Consider the following 15,955-nt stretch of genomic DNA (forward strand, 5'->3'; position numbering starts at 1 on the left):
TTTGCAGGAATCCATTTTCCGGTCTGTTTTAGATTTCTAGTGAGATACAGGTTCCCCTACAGGCGGGAGTTCAGCCTGTAGAAAGCTCATTCCATGTTCGTCCTTTGGGGAGACCAAAACGGTGCCTACTTCATCGAGAGGCCAGTCAATGGCCAGCGTCGAGTCATCCCAGCGGATGCAACGTTCTCCCGCAGGGAGATAGAAGTCGGTTGTTTTGTAAAGGATGTGGGCGCTTTCTGAAARCACGAGGAAGCCGTGCGCAAAGCCTTCGGGAATCCAGAGATATTCCACGCGGTCTTCGCTGAGGTGGAAGCTGGCCCATTTACCGAAGTCAGGGGAGTCGCGGCGAAGGTCGACGGCAACGTCCCAAATGTGACCCGTAAGAGCGCGCACGAGCTTGCCCTGCGGTTTGCCGAGCTGGTAGTGGAGACCGCGCAGTACACCTTTACGGGAAAAAGACTGGTTGTCCTGGACAAACTTGTTTGGCAACCCCGCGTGAGCGAAGGCCCGCTGTGAATATGTTTCTGCGAACCAGCCCCGTGTGTCTTCGAAGACCTTGGGAAGGACGCGCTTGACGTCTTTGAGAGGGGTATCAATAAGCTGCATCACAAATAAACGTCTATTATCTCATTTAGGTTATATGGAAGTTTGACCGAAGAACAGAGATTTCTACGCTGGTCCCAAGACAGATGCCCACTGGTCTGGCGAATCGCAGAGGCAGGTGGGAGCGACGGTTTTTAGCGTGTCGGCTGACAAACCAAAGGCGCACCCAATCGACCAGGCTCCGGCATTCTGTGCTGTGAGGATGTCCACGGCCGAGTCCCCTATCATCACGGTCTGACCGGGTGTGGCCGCAGCTTCATGCATGAGGGTCTCAAGTCCCAATGGATCGGGTTTCTTGGTATGAAAGCTGTTGCCTCCATAGTTTTCGAAGAAAAATGGCTCCAAACCCAAAGCACGGCTAATTTCACGGGACGGATTGACGGGTTTGTTCGTAAGTATGGCCATCTTCAGATGAGGATGAGCCATACGGATGGCTTCAAGTGATTGGAGCACACCGTCATAGACGCGGGTGAAGTCGAGTTTGTGCACCCGATAGTAGTCCAGAAAGAAGGTCAGGGCCTGTTGCACATACTCTTCGTCGTGTAGATCCCCCTCCGGGTCGCCGAGCGCGCGGCGTACCAGCATGGATGCTCCGTCGCCGATATAGGTGGTAATGACGGCGTCCGGCAGAGCCGGCTTCCCCAGATGACGCAGCATTGCGTTGACGGAATTGGTGAGGTCCTGCCGGGAGTCGATGAGGGTTCCGTCGAGATCGAAGACGAGGAGACGAAGGTCGGACGAGGGCGGTAGAGCCATTCTCTCTAGAGTGTGCAAGGTGTGGAAGGTGCAGCGCAAGCCTCGGGCGCCCTGGCCCGGCTCAAAAAAAGAGCGGCGGAGTCTGCACTCTCCGCCGCGGTAAGGAAGTTAAACCTGTTAGCGGATTTCGATGTCTCCCGATCCGGTTTCAGCTTTGATCACAGGTCCGCCGCCGTTGACGGCGCCAAGGACATGGTGGCGATTGAGCGTGCCCTGCATCAGGATGGGCTGCGCTACGTGCACCGTTCCGGAACCGGTGGATGCATTAAGGGAAAACTTGGCGTTCCCCACGGTAAGCCGAACCGAACCTGATCCGGTCTCGAGCTTCCAATCAGAAGATGGTGTGCCGTCAATTTCGATATCTCCGGATCCGGTTCCGGCTCGCAGACCCCCATTGAAACCGTGGATCCGGAGGGAGCCGGATCCCGTTTGGGCGCGTACGTCGCCGGTGGCCGACTGGCGAAGCTCAATGTCGCCAGAGCCCGTCTGAAGCGTCGCTGAACCATGAATTCCGTCGGCGCGGATCGATCCCGATCCGGTTTCCAACTTCGCGTCTGAGCCAATATTTGAGACTTGAACGTCACCGGAACCGGTATTAGCGGTAACTGCACCCATGATTCCGCCGATCATGACGGAACCGGAGCCGGAGTTGGCCCGGAGAGTTGTCGCGGTTGGAACGTTGATGTCGTAGTCGATGACGATATTGCGATAAAGATCGTTGTTACCCTGAGTCTGACCGATCGTAACGCTGGAACCCGACTGAACAATGGGCGGGTTGGCAACAATCTGACGGATGCGTTCGTCGGCATTACCGGCGAACCATCCTCCGGATCCGGCTCGAACGTGGCCGACGATTCGAACCTCCGAGTTCGAGCCGGGAACGACCTTGACGTATCCGGAACCAGTGGAAACGCTGACATTGGTCGACCCGGAGACAGTGAGGGTACGGGAAAAGTCCTCAGCCGTGGCGAGTACGGCGACGGCTGCGAGTGCGGTTGCGGTAAGTAGAGTACGAAGGATCTTCATGGTTGTTCCCTCTATGGTTTCACGATAAAACGCAGTTTACTGCTGCAGAATGACCTGGTCGTTCTGGTTAAGACCGCTCAGAAGCTCGGTCCTTGTGCCGTTGGAGATGCCTACTTTTACGGGGACTTTCCGGCGGCCCTTCTCTGCCTTGGAATCCGGAATCTCAATGCTGGCGTTACGCTGCTTATCGTAGATAACAGCCTGCTCCGGGACGGTAAGCACATTCTTGTGCTCTTCGAGGATGACCTCGGCGTTCGCGGTCATATTGGCCTTCAACTCGCCGCCGGGATTGTCGATCGATACCCGTACTTCGAAGGTCGTAACGTTGTCCTTCTCGACACCCAACGGAGCAATCTTGGTGACCTTGCCGTTGAAGACTTTGTCCTTGAAGCTCTCCACGCGGATGCGGGCCGGCTGACCCAGGTAAACCTTGCCGATATCGCTCTCATCGACCTTGCCCTGTACATAAACCTGGGTTGTGTCGCCGAGGGTCATGACCAGGGTTGCGGTGGACCCCATCACAAGAATGGAGCTGACGGCATTGCCCAGCTCTACGTCCCGGGAGAGGATCATGCCGTCGATCGGGGAGACGATGTTGGTGTAGCTAAGCTGTTCTTCAAGCTGTTTGAGCGATGCCTGCGCCTGCGCAACCTGTGCCTCCGCCTGGTGCAATTTGGCGGTGTCAACCGTGATCTGGGCGAGGGCCTTATCGCGCGCATTGGCGGCGGCAGCGTACTTCTGCTGTGCGTCGTCCAGCGCCTGCTGGCTGACAACGCCCTGCTTCGACATCGCCAGAGCCCGTTCATAGGTGTTTTTGAAGTTGGGCAGATCGGGGGCCTGGGCGTTTACCTTGTCGAACTCGATTGCAGCGGCGGCGGCCCGGGCATTGGACTCTGCGGCGGTCAGTTGCGCCTTCTGGGCGGCAACCTGATCGAGAAGTTCCTGCTGGTCAAGCTGGGCAAGGGGCTGGCCCACCTTGACCGGCTGGTTGATATCGGCAAAAAGCCTGGTGACGATGCCGGATGCCTTGGATTTGACCTCGACTTTGACGATGGGCTGAACCTTACCGGTGGCAACTACAGAGCGAGCGATGTCGCCGCGTTCAACCTTCGACAACTGGGAAGCATCAATCTTCGAGCTGGAACCGGAGGCCTTGATGGCAAACGTTAGGCCGGCGGCCAGGACGACGACGGCGATGCCGCCCCAGATATACAGTTTGCGCTTGGATTTGCGGGGTGCGGCCATGGTACTCCTGATCCTCCGGTGGGTGGTTACGGAAGGGAGTACGCGCGAGATAGGAGGTTGGTTCCCTGAAAATTAGGTAAGCCGAAGTTGTTGCTTTGCAATTAATACTTCCGCAAGACCCCCAGGACCTTTCCCTGGATCGTTACCGCGGCTGCCGGGGCGAAGATCGGCGCCATCTCGGAGTTTGAAGGCTGCAGACGAATCATGCTGCCTTCCCGGTAAAACCGCTTTAGTGTGGCATCCGTGCCATCCACCAGGGCGACGACAATTTCGCCCTCCCGGGCGGTGCGGGTGCGCTCAACCAAAACATAGTCGCCGGAGACGATATGTTCATCCCGCATGGAATCGCCACGGACCTCGAGAGCGAAGACCTCCCGGTTGCCGAGAATATCGCTGAGCGAGATGGTCTCAGCCGTCTCGACGGCTTCCACCGGTCGTCCCGCGGCAATGCGGCCTAGCAGAGGCAGGCGGTCGGTCCCTTTCTTGGAAGAACGTGCCGGCAGAACATCGATCGAGCGGCTCCGATTGTGCGCACGCTGCAACAAACCTTTGTTCTGCAGGTTCGTGATGTGCTTGTGAACGGTGGCAAGCGAATTGACGCCAAGGCCGCTGGCGATCTCCTCATACGAAGGGGAATATCCGCAACGCTGCGTGAATGAGGTGAGGAAGTCGAGAACGTCCTTTTGCCGCCGGGTAATTGCCATGTCTGACATTTTAGCGAATAAAAGGCGAATCGCAACAGGGAAGACGTTAGGGGGTAACTGGCTAAGTTCCTCTTTAGATTCCCGTTTTGGGGCTGCGGCCAAAAAGTCCTGGTAACGCAGGCTTGCGGTTACCCCTGTGCACGAATCAAGGTAGGTACATAAGTCTTATCTGCAAAGACGTGAACGAACGCAAGAGTCGGAACTTACAGCTTTTCGCTAGGTTAGTCAGTGAATTGGAGAAACAAATGGGAATTCTGCTGGTGGAAGACGATAAAGCCCTTGGAATGTTGTTGAAGAAGGGACTCGAAAAAGAAGGTCATCAAGTCGAGTGGTTACAGGATGGAGAAGCCGCACTCCGTCACGCAATGGAAGAGAATCCGGAGCTTGTCGTTCTGGATCTGAGTTTGCCCAAAATGGATGGAGCTCAACTGCTTGAGGAAGTACACCGCAGGCTGCCCCACACCTCCGTGCTTGTACTGACGGGCCGGACTCAGGTCGAAGAGCGGGTGCGCTGTCTGGATCTCGGAGCCGACGACTATCTGCTCAAACCATTCAGCTTTCATGAATTAACAGCGCGCTGCCGCGCCGTGATGCGCCGGAAAAAGCACGCACCGGATCAGCTTCTGAAGTACGGTGTCCTGGAAGTTAACCGTATGCTCCGTCAGGTGCATGTAGCCGACGTGGAAGTCGAGTTGACCTCAAAGGAATATGCTCTGCTCGAGTACCTCCTGCTTCATAAGGGGAAAGCCGTCTCTCGTGCTCAGCTTTTGAAGGGTGTATGGCGGACGACATCCCATACTGGCACTAATGTTGTGGACGTATACATCAACTACCTCCGCCGGAAGCTGACCGTGCAGGGAGTGTCAGATGGCGCCGCGTTGATTGAAACGGTTCGAGGCGAGGGTTATCGGTTACGGAATGTGCCATTCCTCGGCGGTATGCCGGAAAAATCAGGTTCACAGAGCGTAGCCGCCGGTAGTACAACACGGATGTTGCGACACGCGTGACAATTATGGATCGTGAACAGGTACAGGAACTGAGCGTGATGCTGCATGACCTGTGCCAACCGCTGACGGCGCTGCAGTGCCGTTTAGAGTTGGCAGAGATGGAGGGCGACGAGGAGGGTATGCGTCGCGCCATAGCCGACAGTCTGACGGAATGCGAGCGCTTAAACGGCATCGCAATGCGGATGCGGCAGCAGCTTCGAGAAGCAATGCAAGACGGGCCAGGGGACCTAAAATAATGCCATTTGAAACCAGGGTGGCGAACGGATCGGTATCCGTTCGCCATGCCGTTGTGGTTAGCGCAGACGGAGACCGGCGTTTTCGATGGGTTACTTCGCTTGAGGGCCTGCGCTGGCAGGTAGAGGCCGCTTCCGGTGGCGCCGAGGCCATGGCGAGCATGGAACAGCGTATTCCGGAAGCGCTTATTGTCGATAACTGGTTGCCGGATCTGGAAGTTGATGGATTTATTTCCTGGGTGCGGCAGGCATTTCCATCGGTCGATATCCTGCGCGCCGATGGTGTACCGGTGGGAGACGGACCGCGAAGCCCACGGCGCCACGAGTTGCTGCATGTCCTGCGTGCAGCAGAAGAAGATATGGGGGGGGCGCCGGAGCCGGCGTCTGCAAACGTCGAGCGCGAGCCTGCGGCGTCCGTCCCCGCGATTGTTCCCGCCGAGCTTCCTGTGGACGCGGCCTTATTACCGGGAATGATCGGTAATAGCTCGGGTATGCGAGAACTGGCTCGCATGGTCCGTCTCGTGGCTCCCCGCGATACGACCGTCTTGATTGAAGGAGAGACGGGGACAGGCAAAGAGGTGGTTTCAAGGGCGATACACCGGCTCAGTTCTCGCGCCCAGAAGCCCTTTGTGACCTTGAACTGCGCCGCCATTCCGGAGGCGCTGTTGGAGGCAGAACTTTTTGGGCATACCCGCGGCGCCTTTACCGGTGCAGTGCAGTCACGCACCGGCCGTATTGAGGCGGCGAACGGCGGCACCCTGTTTCTGGACGAAATTGGTGAGATGCCGCTGCCATTGCAAGCCAAGATGTTGCGCTTTCTGGAGAACGGGGAACTGCAGCGGGTCGGCGACAACGAGACCGTTCGGGTAGACGTGCGTGTGATCGCTGCAACCCACCGCGACCTGGAACGGCTGAGCCAGGAGCGGACCTTCCGCCTGGATCTTTACCATCGGCTGGCAGTTTTTCCTGTGGTCATTCCGGCATTGCGCGAGCGGGCGGAGGACATCCCGCTGTTGGCGACACATATCCTCAATAAGCTTGGCGAAACGATGCCGCAGAAGCGCCTCTCCCAGTCGGCTCTGGAGGTCTTCCGGGGGTATGACTGGCCGGGAAATGTCCGCGAATTAGGACATGTTCTGGAGCGAGCGGCCATCCTGGCGGAAGACCGTCCGGAGATCGGAATGACGGAAGTTATCCTCCGCCGCAAACGGGCATAGGGCATTGTCATCCGTTCCAGAGATTAATCTTACGAGCGCACTTACTTCAAGACCGGGCGAAAGCCCGGTTTCTTGTTTCGCTCTAATGATTGAGGCTGAGAGCCCTCTTAGATGTCTGCCTGAAGAATGGAGACAAACCTGCACTCTCTATCGGCGATAAGCTCAATTGCTTGAGGGAGAGGGTGTCTGATGCAGACAAGTGCGATCAGTGATGCGTTGACGCGGTATCTGGACCTGGCCAGCTCCCAGATGAAGCTAACGGCCAGCAATATGGCTAATGCTGACACTCCCGGCTACCGGACTCAAGGTTTCAGTTTTGAAGATGAGATGCGGCACGCCATGGAGGGCACCGCAAGCGGCACATTTACTCCGGCTACGCAGGATGTTGATGGCCTGGTGGCGCGGCCTGACGGCAACAATGTCTCCCTTGAGCGTGAGGGCATGCAGTTGGCAAAGTCGCAGCTTGCTTTCCGAACCGGTGTGGAGCTGCTGAAACGGGAATATTCGCGCGTCATGGACGCGATCAAAGCGGACGGTAAGGCATGAACCTGTTTGGTGTGATGGATGTCAGCGCATCCGCGCTGCAGGCTGAGAGAGTTCGCGCCGAGGTAACGGCCAGCAATATGGCCAATGCGGAGACAACCCGCACCGCCGATGGAGGACCGTACCGCAGGCAGCAGGTACTCTTCCAGACCGCCGGCCAGGAAGGAACATTCGGCGCCGCCTTTATGTCGCATCTGGGAATGCATGGAGGCTCTACGAGTTCGAATGCGACCGGCGGCGTGGAGGTTGCCGGAGTTCAGGATGATGCCAAAGCGCCGATTATGCGCTTCGATCCGGGGCATCCGGATGCCGATGCCAATGGATATGTTGCGTATCCCGACATCGATCCGCTGACCGAAATGGTGGAGCTGATGAGTGCGCAGCGCAGCTATGGCATGAATGCATCGGCGGTACAGGCAGAGAAAAGCATGATCACCAGCTCGCTGGACATCTTGAAGTAAGAGACAGATATGGACGCGATTCGGCTAACAGGAACAATTCCCGGAATCGGCAATGTGGTCACGCCACCGGCCTCGATCGAGCAGGCGGAATCTCCCTTTGCCAATGTCCTGGCAGGTGCGCTGCATGATGCCACAGCATTGGAGAAGCAGGCGCAGACGGCTGTAAAGGGTTTGATGGACGGTAGCGGTGTCGAAATTCATGAGGCGATGATTGCAACCCAGAAAGCTGACATGGCTTTCGAGTTAGCTCTGCAGGTACGGAATAAAGCCGTAGCTGCATACCAGCAGATGATGCAGATGCAGTTCTAAGACATAACAATGCCAGATCAGAAGACTGAATTACAGAAAACAGGTTCTACCCCCGGCCTCAGCGATGGCGCCGCTCCCTGGCAGCGTCTGGTGAGGAATGTCGGGAGCCGCTGGAATGCTTTACCGAAGGCGCAGCGTTCAAGTCTGATGCTGGCATGCGGAGTCGTGCTTGCGATAATTGCTGCTCTGAGCTGGTATGGCTCCCGCACGGAATGGAAGATGCTCTTCAGTGGGCTTGATCCCAAGGATGTGCAGGCTGTCAGCCAGGAGCTGAGTGCGGCAGGAATCAATGCCAAGATCTCGTCCGACGGCAGCGAAGTGCTTGTGCCCGAAGAGCTGCTGGACAAGGCACGTATGGAAGTGGCCAGCAAAGGCATGCCGCAGAGCGGGCGCATGGGCTTTGAGATCTTCGATAAACCGAACTGGGTTGGTTCCGAGTTCGATGAGAAGGTCAACTATCAGCGTGCTCTTGAAGGTGAGTTGGAACATACAATCGGAACCCTTGGCTCCGTGCGTTCTGCGCGCGTCCACTTGGCCATGGCCAAGCAGGGTTTATTCAGTGCAGAGGATCATCCGGCCAAGGCAACGGTAGTGCTGAAGCTCCGTCGTTCGACCATGGCTCAGGGCGAGGCCGAATCGATTCGCAATCTGGTGGCCGGCGCAGTGGAAAATCTGCAGCCGGACCAGGTGAACCTGGTGGATGCGGATGGTCATGTCAATATGAGCGCGCCGACACAGTCCGCGCAGCAGACTGACGCTGTTCACCAGATGGAGCAGCAACTGATCTCCATGCTGGAGCCGGTGGCCGGGCGGGATAATGTACGCGCTACAGTTCATGCGGAGTATGAGCAGGGCACGGAAGAAAAAACTGATGAGGTCTATGATCCGGCACTGTCGGCAACCGTCAGCATGCAACGTACCGAGCAGGTGCAGGGTTCCCAGCGGGTCGCGTCGGGAGTTCCGGGAACACAGAGCAATGCCGCGGGTGGACCCGCCGCTGCCGGAGCCAATGGTGCGGCTAACCAGGCCAATGGCCAGGGCAACGTTCCACCTCTGATGCAGAACGGTAGCCTGCCTGTATATCCGCAGGGTGGTAGCGGGACAAGCAACAACGCGCGTGAAGAGAGTGCCAACTATGCCGTAACCCGCCACCTGAGCCACATGCAAGAAGGTCCGGGCCGGCTGAAGCGGCTTACTGTGGCCGTTCTGGTAAACGATCGCCCGCAACTGGAAGGCGCAGGAAAGGACATGCATACCGTCTGGCATGGCCGCAGCAGTGAAGAGATGCGCCGCCTGCAACAACTCGCACAGGCATCCACGGGGTTTGATCCCAAACGTGGAGATCAGCTTGTTCTTGAGAACATCAGCTTCCAGACGAACAGCGCGGAAGTTCCATTGACTCCACTGCAGCGCGTGACAGAGCAGACGCAGGAACTGATACGGACGCCGGGTGTACTTCGCACTGCGGGCCTGGTAGCGATGGGGCTGCTGCTGGTGATGTTCGTCCTGCGTCCGATGGTCAAGCAGACCGCGGCCCTGATGCAGGAGCCGGAGGCGCCATCATTGATGGCGCAGCAGACTCCCGCTCTTGCTGCCGTCGGGGCAGGCGCTGCCGCAGGTGTTCTACCGATTACGGAGCCAGCGTCCTTATTGGCGCAGGGATCTCCGGATACGCCGGTATTGACGCCCGTGGCCGGACTGAAAACAGAGAACAGTGAAGAGGAAATGATCTTCGAACAGGTCAAGAAGCAAATCCGTTCGGAACCCAAGCAGAGCACGCGTCTGCTTGAGCACTGGATTGCTACGGACATGGACGAATAACCCAACCCCTTTTCTTGGTGACGAAAAATGGCTTCTCAAAATAATTCGCCGATGACACGGGCGGCAGGCCTGCGCAAAGCGGCAGTCTTCATGGTCGCGATAGGTGACGACCTCGCAAAGGAGATGTTTCAGTATCTGTCTGAAACAGACGTCCAGCGCGTGACGGAAGAGATCATGCGTCTCGGCACGGTTCCCAGAGAAGAACTGGCCAACGTGATCGGCGAGTACTACGCTTTGCAGGAGACGCAGAAGTTTGCGACACGTGGCGGTGTTGACTATGCCCGCCGGCTGCTGCAAAAGGCCTTTGGAGAGAACCGCGCAGAAGAGCTGTTGAACGAAGTGTGGCGCCTGCGTGAGCGCTCCATGAGCGACCTCACCATGTTGCAGAAGATTGATCCACGGCAGCTGTCGAAGTTCCTCGAGGGCGAGCATCCCCAGACTGTCGCACTGGTCCTGGCTCACCTGGAAGCCGGCCGCGCCGCGTTGGTGCTAATCGCTCTTAGTGAGGAGCTGAGGACTGAGGTGGTGAAGCGGCTTGCGGAAATGCGTCAGTTCTCTCCGGAGATGGCACAGAAGGTTGCGTTGCAACTGTATCGCCGCTCTGAATCGATCGGACAGAACAAGAAACATTCCTATGCTGGTTTCAAGGCCGTGGCCGAGATGCTGAATCGCGTAGATCAGATGTTGAGCAAGAAGATCCTCGAAGACATCGAGCAGAACCAGCCCGAGATCGCGCTTGGTATCCGCAACCTGATGTTTACCTTCGATGACCTGCTGACGGTACCGCAGGCCGGTATCCGCGAGATCGTTGGCGCGGCGGACAAGAAGATTCTGTCAACGGCGATGAAGGGCGCCAAGGAATCTCTGCGTGCGCACCTGTTCCAGGCGATGAGCACGCGCGCTGCCGAAATGCTTCGCGAGGATATGGAAGTGATGGGACCCATCCGCTCGCGCGATGTCGCACAGGCCCAGCAGGAACTGTTGGCGCTGGCGCGGCGGCTTGAAGCAGAAGGAAAGTTGATGCTGAGAATGGAGACTGATAATGACCTTTCCGCTTGAGTCCACTGGGCGTGATCACTCTGTGGGCCCGCTACGGTTCCGGTCACATGGCCGCCTTGGACGTGAGGTACAACCCGCTGAAGCAGAAGAGGATTTCACCGCTGAATTGGAACGTCTTCGTGCGGCGCTTTTTCAGGCAGAGCAGCAACGTATCGCAGACGTTTCCCTGGCGCGCGAGCAGGGTGCGAAGCAGACGCGCGCGGCAATGGAAGAAGAGGCAGAGGAGCGGCACGCCGAACTTCGCCGCGAGATAGGCGATGCCGTCGAGGCATTTGAAGCAGATCGCAAACGTTATTTTGCCGACGCCGAGGCTGAGGTCGTAAAACTTGCCCTCGCTTTGTCGCGGCGCATTCTGAATCGTGAAGCGAAGCTTGATCCTCTTATGCTGCGTGGCGTGGTTCGTGTCGCGGTAGAGCAGATGACCAGTGAAGATGAAGTCCGTCTTCGCGTGCCTCGCGCCGACGTGGCCGCGTGGACAGATATCCTGCAGGGCCAGGATGTCCAGGTAGAAGGGGACGGCGCAATGCAGCCTGGGGCCTGTGAGCTCTATACGAAGTGTGGCTCTGTGGACTTGGGAGTGGAAGCGCAGCTTTCTGAAATTGAGACCAGCTTCTGCGAGCTGCTTGGAAAGCGTCCCTCATGAGGTTGCAACGCTTTCATGCACGGCTGTCTTCGACGCCTTCTTGGCGATGGAGCGGACGTGTTGCTGAAGCAGAAGGGCAACTGATCGAGGCAGACGGACCTCCTTGCTCCGTAGGTGAGTGTTGTGAAATCGTTGCGGATGGCAACCGGCTTGAGGCCGAGGTTGTAGGAATTCGCGGCAGCCGCACGCTGCTGAGCCCGGTAGATGCGGTTGCCGGTGTTCGTTTCGGCGCAAAGGTGTTTGCGATGCGCCGCAGGCCCTCGCTTTCGGTAAGCGAGCAGATGCTTGGCCGTGTCTTCGACGCCGGCGGTCAACCGATTGATGGCGGCCCATCGCTCGATGCGATCGAACGGTGGCCATTGGATGTGAACCCTCCGGGCCCGATGGAGCGAAAGCCGATTCGTGAACCCCTTGGAACGGGGCTTCGCGTCATCGATGGAGTTCTCTCGGTAGGCCGCGGACAGCGCATCGGTATCTTTGGCGGATCAGGCGTCGGTAAGAGCACGCTGATCGGCATGATGACCCGCAATACATCGGCGGATCTGACGGTGGTCGGTCTCGTCGGCGAGCGGGGACGAGAAGTCGGCGAGTTTCTTGAGGACGCCATTGGCGAGGAAGGGCGTAAGCGCAGCGTGGTCATGGTCGCGACCAGCGACCAGTCTCCATTGATGCGTATGCGTGTGGCGATGTCCGCAACATCGGTGGCAGAGTACTTCGCGGCCCAGGGTAAGAATGTATTGCTGGTTCTGGACTCGGTAACCCGTTTCGCCATGGCGGCGCGCGAGATTGGCCTCGCTGCCGGCGAGCCGCCCGCGAGTAAGGGATATACGCCTTCGGTATTTGCCAAGACAGCGCGGCTGCTGGAGCGTGCCGGGAACTTCCAGACGGGTAGCATTACAGCGTTCTATACAGTTCTGATGGAAGGCGACGATCAGCAGGATCCGATTGTGGACTCTGTCCGCTCCATCGTCGATGGACATATCGTGCTTTCACGGCAGATGGCCGGAGCGGGATGGTATCCGCCTGTGAACGTCGTGGATTCGGTGAGCCGTTTGATGCCGGCAGTCACAACACCTGAGCACCTACGTGTCGCGAATCATGTTCGCCGGCTGCTGTCAGCATATGCAAAGTCAGAAGACCTGATTCGCATCGGCGCTTATCAGACTGGTAACGATGCCGAGCTTGATGAGGCGGTGCGGATGCGGCCGGTGCTGCAGCGGTTCCTGCAGCAGACTGCAAATGAACAGGTCGATCGGGACGCTGTGTTACGTGCATTATTCTCTCTCGGTTTGGGGAGCTAGGCCATGGAACTGGCGCGGGCTGCACTTTTGCTGCGTGTTGCGGAGACTGAAGCTGAAAAGGCAGAGGGTGTACTGCAGCAGGCATTCATGAGCAGGCAACAGATCGAACAAAACATTCGAACAATCCAGTCGAGACGAGATGCCCTGAAGAAGAATGCGCAGGATGCACTGAGTATCGGCGATTCCGAACAATGGATTCTGTCATCGTCGGAGTCGGCGTTCATTGATCAAAAAGAGAGACAGCTTAACGAAGGTCTTGTCCGCGCGAATGAGCGCATTCGCATAGCGCAAGAAGCAATGCTTGTACAGCAGCAGAAGCTCGAACAGATGAAGTCGCTCTATCGCGAAGCGACGAGAGCTCGGGCCGCTGCAGAAGATCTTCGTGCACAGAAGGCTGCGGATGAGTTCTTTCTCATCAAGCAACATGCGGCAAAGAAAAAGATTGCTAAAGAGACACTAATATAAAGCGCTGTCGTTTTGGAACGTGAACTGCACATATCCAGGGCATGATGGACATGGCAGCAGCGACGATCGGATCCTCGCTCGTGCGAGGAACGGCAATATCGTCTGACGTGCACTCGACGGGGATTAGCGACAACCTGTCGGGTACAGGAGACTCGCTGTTTGCCGGCATGTTTGAAGCAGCAGCGGGAACCGGTGCACAGACTGCGACCGATGCGCCGATTCTGGCTGACGGCAAGACTAAGGTTCCTGCAACACAGACGTTGTCTGCTGGAACATTCGACAAAGCCACCGATCTTTCTCGCGGATCTCTGCAGCAGACTACTTCCGCCGTGGATACGGTGCCGCATTCAAGCGAGACATCAATAGCGTCTACGCCAGCTGCTCCTCAGATCGTTACTGCACCACAAGTTGGTTCTGCGATAAGTGATGCGGTACCGCAGCAGATGGGGGACGTTTCCAATGTTGAAGTGCCACAAGCTGATTCGAAGGACGCGGTGGGGACGATTGCTGCACAGCAACTGCCAGCCCCAGAGGCTCAGGATAAGCCGCGGCTGATTGACAGCCAGCTATTGCCGCAGACTCCGCATGAATCAGGAGCAAAGCCAGTTCCACAGGCAGAGAATACCTCGACGGTATTAAGCGGCGATAAGGTAGAGACCTCCGATTCGGAGCCTGCCGTCGCAGTGGCCGTGAAGCCAAATGTTTCTGCACCACCGATTCCCGTACAGCCAGGGCCTGTGACTAAGGATGCGCCCGCGCAGTCAGAGATACCGGCTCAAGCGAATACGGCAGTACAGGCGACTCCAGACGAAGTACAGGCGGCTCCGGACCAGCAAACTGTTTCAACACGGGAAACCGTACCCCAGCCACAAGCTCCGTCACAAACTCAAGAGTCGAAGACAGGTACGGGAACTCTTCCGCTTATCATGCCTCGCGGGCACCAATATGCATACCAGCCGCTCGTTAGGGCCATCGACGTTGGGGTTGTAGCCACCCATGTGCCGCAGACGGACGCATCGGTAAAGACGGACAGCCCGAAGGGTGCGGTTTCAACCGATGCAAAAGAAGATGTACCGCAGGCGGCATCGTCTTCTGAAGAAAAGAACGATGCTCAGGATAATGGCCAGGATGGAAGCCTTGTTGCTGCCGTTATAGTTCCTGCATTGCCGGTGCAGTTGGCCGGCGGCGAGCCGACCAAGGTTGGCAAAGATGCACTGTCTTCTTCTGAGTCCCATTCCGCTGTACGTGGCAGCAGCAAGGGTTCGGTCTCGGGAAAGATCTCACACGGGGAGACCGGAAACAATGTTGCTCCCCAGCAGCAGATTATCCAGAGCGATGCAGTCGTCAATGCCATGCCGATGACCTCTGCAGCTCCAACTGTGCAGAAGCAGGCGCAGGAAGATAGCGTCGAGGGTTCGCTTCAGTCGGTTGTCGCGGTAAAGACGGTAACAACAAAAACGGTTGCAGGTAAGTTTGGACGTCCAGTTCAGATGGCAGGACGACAAAAAGAGGCCACTGCAAAAGATGAAAAGCCTGCGAAGGATGAGGCAGGAGTAACGAAGATCTCGCAGGATGTTTCCGCTCCTGCGGAGAAAAATACCTCCGCCGCCAACGAAGCGCCTGTTCCGCAGGCAGCGCATTCTCCCGCGGTCCACACCGTAGATAACAAGCTGCATGCGGTCTCTGCGCTGAAGGTAGAGACAGGGGCGAACAATCTCCAGGATCTGACGGACGCTCCGAAGCCGACGCAGTCAGGTTCTCGCGATCCATTTGCGCGCCTGGATGCGGCTGCAGGATCGAATGCGCAGGAAAACGGCGCACAATGGGTAGCCGCTGGACATCGCCAGATTGAAGTGGCGATTGCGGATGAAACACATGGTGTGATGCATGTGCGCGCCGAGAAGGGAACCGACAACACGGTGACGGCCGTGGTGATGGCGAGCAGTGAGTTTTCGCACGAGGTGCTGAAAGCTGAAGCACCACATATGACAAGTTTTCTGAGCCAGCAGACGGTGCCGGTGGACAGAGTCCAGGTGGTCCGGATGCAGGAGAGCGCTGCCATGAACATGGACCTGGGCGGGAGAGCGCAACAGGACCGTGGGCAGCAGTCCTCCGGCACCGATGCGGGGGCAGAGCAGAAAAAACTGGTATGGCGGCAGGTAGGAGCTTCTCCTTCCTTGTCGACCACATCACGCGGTTTAGGGCTGTTGAGCGTCCGGGTATAAGCCGGATTAAGGGGAGACGGAAATGCAGGTAAATGCGAACGCAGCGAGCCCGATGGCTTCGACATCGAGTACGAACAATTCAACAAGCAGTAGCAGCAGTGGTGGCAACAATATCACCGCGAGCGACTTTATGACGCTGTTGGTGGCCGAGATGAAGAACCAGGATCCCACGCAGCCGACCGATCCGAGTGCCTACCTGCAGCAGCTGGTGAGTGTCAACAGTCTGCAGCAGTTGATTTCGATCAATCAGGGCATTACCTCCATAACGTCAGGCACCAGCTCAACAAGTTCCAGCAGCAACGGATAAAGATTTCCAGCAGTAACGGATCAAAGATAA

18 protein-coding genes are annotated in these 15,955 nt (G+C 57.3%); 13 read left to right on the top strand and 5 right to left on the bottom strand.

The window, feature by feature from the left end; translation table 11 throughout:
• Positions 1–36 precede the first annotated feature (36 nt).
• From rfbC to lexA, 5 genes are all read right to left on the bottom strand, one after another.
• Positions 37–606, bottom strand: a complete 570-nt coding sequence (rfbC, locus tag AB4Y89_RS02700; protein WP_442299856.1) for a dTDP-4-dehydrorhamnose 3,5-epimerase — start codon at positions 604–606, stop codon at positions 37–39.
• A 63-nt stretch (positions 607–669) separates the two neighbouring features.
• Positions 670–1,359, bottom strand: a complete 690-nt coding sequence (locus AB4Y89_RS02705; protein ID WP_442299367.1) for an HAD family hydrolase — start codon at positions 1,357–1,359, stop codon at positions 670–672.
• Between the two features lie 117 nt (positions 1,360–1,476).
• Positions 1,477–2,385 carry a DUF4097 family beta strand repeat-containing protein gene (locus AB4Y89_RS02710; RefSeq protein WP_442299368.1) on the bottom strand — a complete coding sequence of 303 codons (909 nt, stop codon included), beginning with the start codon at positions 2,383–2,385 and terminating at the stop codon, positions 1,477–1,479.
• A 36-nt stretch (positions 2,386–2,421) separates the two neighbouring features.
• On the bottom strand, positions 2,422–3,630 hold the full coding sequence (locus AB4Y89_RS02715; RefSeq protein WP_442299369.1) for an efflux RND transporter periplasmic adaptor subunit: 1,209 nt from the start codon (positions 3,628–3,630) through the stop codon (positions 2,422–2,424).
• Positions 3,631–3,731: 101 nt separating this feature from the next.
• Positions 3,732–4,334: a transcriptional repressor LexA gene (gene lexA / locus AB4Y89_RS02720; RefSeq protein WP_147648550.1), complete on the bottom strand. Its 603-nt coding sequence runs from the start codon at positions 4,332–4,334 to the stop codon at positions 3,732–3,734.
• Positions 4,335–4,579: 245 nt separating this feature from the next.
• Between lexA and AB4Y89_RS02725 the strand changes: the two genes are divergently transcribed.
• The 13 genes from AB4Y89_RS02725 (at position 4,580) to AB4Y89_RS02785 (ending at position 15,925) form a co-directional block, all read left to right on the top strand.
• On the top strand, positions 4,580–5,341 hold the full coding sequence (locus AB4Y89_RS02725; RefSeq protein ID WP_442299370.1) for a response regulator transcription factor: 762 nt from the start codon (positions 4,580–4,582) through the stop codon (positions 5,339–5,341).
• A gap of 5 nt (positions 5,342–5,346) precedes the next feature.
• Complete coding sequence (locus tag AB4Y89_RS02730; protein WP_147648548.1) at positions 5,347–5,577, top strand: HAMP domain-containing histidine kinase; 231 nt, start codon at positions 5,347–5,349, stop codon at positions 5,575–5,577.
• Complete coding sequence (locus AB4Y89_RS02735; protein WP_442299371.1) at positions 5,577–6,791, top strand: sigma 54-interacting transcriptional regulator; 1,215 nt, start codon at positions 5,577–5,579, stop codon at positions 6,789–6,791. Before AB4Y89_RS02730 ends, AB4Y89_RS02735 begins: the two co-directional genes overlap by 1 nt.
• Positions 6,792–6,980: 189 nt before the next feature.
• Positions 6,981–7,337, top strand: a complete 357-nt coding sequence (gene flgB, locus AB4Y89_RS02740; RefSeq protein ID WP_442299372.1) for a flagellar basal body rod protein FlgB — start codon at positions 6,981–6,983, stop codon at positions 7,335–7,337.
• On the top strand, positions 7,334–7,795 hold the full coding sequence (flgC, locus tag AB4Y89_RS02745) for a flagellar basal body rod protein FlgC (protein ID WP_442299373.1): 462 nt from the start codon (positions 7,334–7,336) through the stop codon (positions 7,793–7,795). The genes flgB and flgC overlap by 4 nt, the downstream gene beginning before the upstream one ends.
• Before the next feature lie 9 nt (positions 7,796–7,804).
• On the top strand, positions 7,805–8,104 hold the full coding sequence (fliE, locus tag AB4Y89_RS02750; protein WP_442299374.1) for a flagellar hook-basal body complex protein FliE: 300 nt from the start codon (positions 7,805–7,807) through the stop codon (positions 8,102–8,104).
• Positions 8,105–8,113: 9 nt separating this feature from the next.
• Positions 8,114–9,925: a flagellar basal-body MS-ring/collar protein FliF gene (gene fliF, locus AB4Y89_RS02755; RefSeq protein WP_442299375.1), complete on the top strand. Its 1,812-nt coding sequence runs from the start codon at positions 8,114–8,116 to the stop codon at positions 9,923–9,925.
• Between the two features lie 27 nt (positions 9,926–9,952).
• Positions 9,953–10,984, top strand: coding sequence for a flagellar motor switch protein FliG (gene fliG / locus AB4Y89_RS02760; RefSeq protein WP_442299376.1), 1,032 nt, complete (start codon positions 9,953–9,955; stop codon positions 10,982–10,984).
• Positions 10,968–11,627, top strand: coding sequence for a FliH/SctL family protein (locus AB4Y89_RS02765; protein ID WP_442299377.1), 660 nt, complete (start codon positions 10,968–10,970; stop codon positions 11,625–11,627). The genes fliG and AB4Y89_RS02765 overlap by 17 nt, the downstream gene beginning before the upstream one ends.
• On the top strand, positions 11,624–12,928 hold the full coding sequence (locus AB4Y89_RS02770; protein WP_442299378.1) for a FliI/YscN family ATPase: 1,305 nt from the start codon (positions 11,624–11,626) through the stop codon (positions 12,926–12,928). The genes AB4Y89_RS02765 and AB4Y89_RS02770 overlap by 4 nt, the downstream gene beginning before the upstream one ends.
• Before the next feature lie 3 nt (positions 12,929–12,931).
• Positions 12,932–13,393 (top strand): hypothetical protein, encoded by a 462-nt coding sequence (locus tag AB4Y89_RS02775; RefSeq protein ID WP_442299379.1) that lies wholly within the window; start codon positions 12,932–12,934, stop codon positions 13,391–13,393.
• A gap of 50 nt (positions 13,394–13,443) precedes the next feature.
• Positions 13,444–15,618 carry a hypothetical protein gene (locus AB4Y89_RS02780; protein ID WP_442299380.1) on the top strand — a complete coding sequence of 725 codons (2,175 nt, stop codon included), beginning with the start codon at positions 13,444–13,446 and terminating at the stop codon, positions 15,616–15,618.
• A 22-nt stretch (positions 15,619–15,640) separates the two neighbouring features.
• The gene (locus tag AB4Y89_RS02785) at positions 15,641–15,925 is read left to right on the top strand and encodes a flagellar hook capping FlgD N-terminal domain-containing protein (RefSeq protein ID WP_442299381.1); all 285 of its coding nucleotides are present in this window, start codon (positions 15,641–15,643) and stop codon (positions 15,923–15,925) included.
• The last annotated feature ends 30 nt before the right edge of the window (positions 15,926–15,955 follow it).

The organism is Terriglobus sp. 2YAB30_2 (genome assembly GCF_052114765.1).
Taxonomy (GTDB): domain Bacteria; phylum Acidobacteriota; class Terriglobia; order Terriglobales; family Acidobacteriaceae; genus Terriglobus.

Excerpts from the sequence above, each read along its gene's own strand:
- AB4Y89_RS02780 (WP_442299380.1), top strand. The coding sequence starts at position 13,444 with ATGGCAGCAGCGACGATCGGATCCTCGCTCGTGCGAGGAACGGCAATA.
- AB4Y89_RS02710 (WP_442299368.1), bottom strand. The coding sequence starts at position 2,385 with ATGAAGATCCTTCGTACTCTACTTACCGCAACCGCACTCGCAGCCGTC.
- AB4Y89_RS02765 (WP_442299377.1), top strand. The coding sequence starts at position 10,968 with ATGACCTTTCCGCTTGAGTCCACTGGGCGTGATCACTCTGTGGGCCCG.
- flgC (WP_442299373.1), top strand. The coding sequence starts at position 7,334 with ATGAACCTGTTTGGTGTGATGGATGTCAGCGCATCCGCGCTGCAGGCT.
- AB4Y89_RS02730 (WP_147648548.1), top strand. The coding sequence starts at position 5,347 with ATGGATCGTGAACAGGTACAGGAACTGAGCGTGATGCTGCATGACCTG.
- fliF (WP_442299375.1), top strand. The coding sequence starts at position 8,114 with ATGCCAGATCAGAAGACTGAATTACAGAAAACAGGTTCTACCCCCGGC.
- lexA (WP_147648550.1), bottom strand. The coding sequence starts at position 4,334 with ATGGCAATTACCCGGCGGCAAAAGGACGTTCTCGACTTCCTCACCTCA.
- fliE (WP_442299374.1), top strand. The coding sequence starts at position 7,805 with ATGGACGCGATTCGGCTAACAGGAACAATTCCCGGAATCGGCAATGTG.
- AB4Y89_RS02715 (WP_442299369.1), bottom strand. The coding sequence starts at position 3,630 with ATGGCCGCACCCCGCAAATCCAAGCGCAAACTGTATATCTGGGGCGGC.
- AB4Y89_RS02705 (WP_442299367.1), bottom strand. The coding sequence starts at position 1,359 with ATGGCTCTACCGCCCTCGTCCGACCTTCGTCTCCTCGTCTTCGATCTC.
- fliG (WP_442299376.1), top strand. The coding sequence starts at position 9,953 with ATGGCTTCTCAAAATAATTCGCCGATGACACGGGCGGCAGGCCTGCGC.
- flgB (WP_442299372.1), top strand. The coding sequence starts at position 6,981 with ATGCAGACAAGTGCGATCAGTGATGCGTTGACGCGGTATCTGGACCTG.
- AB4Y89_RS02770 (WP_442299378.1), top strand. The coding sequence starts at position 11,624 with ATGAGGTTGCAACGCTTTCATGCACGGCTGTCTTCGACGCCTTCTTGG.
- AB4Y89_RS02725 (WP_442299370.1), top strand. The coding sequence starts at position 4,580 with ATGGGAATTCTGCTGGTGGAAGACGATAAAGCCCTTGGAATGTTGTTG.
- AB4Y89_RS02735 (WP_442299371.1), top strand. The coding sequence starts at position 5,577 with ATGCCATTTGAAACCAGGGTGGCGAACGGATCGGTATCCGTTCGCCAT.
- AB4Y89_RS02785 (WP_442299381.1), top strand. The coding sequence starts at position 15,641 with ATGCAGGTAAATGCGAACGCAGCGAGCCCGATGGCTTCGACATCGAGT.
- AB4Y89_RS02775 (WP_442299379.1), top strand. The coding sequence starts at position 12,932 with ATGGAACTGGCGCGGGCTGCACTTTTGCTGCGTGTTGCGGAGACTGAA.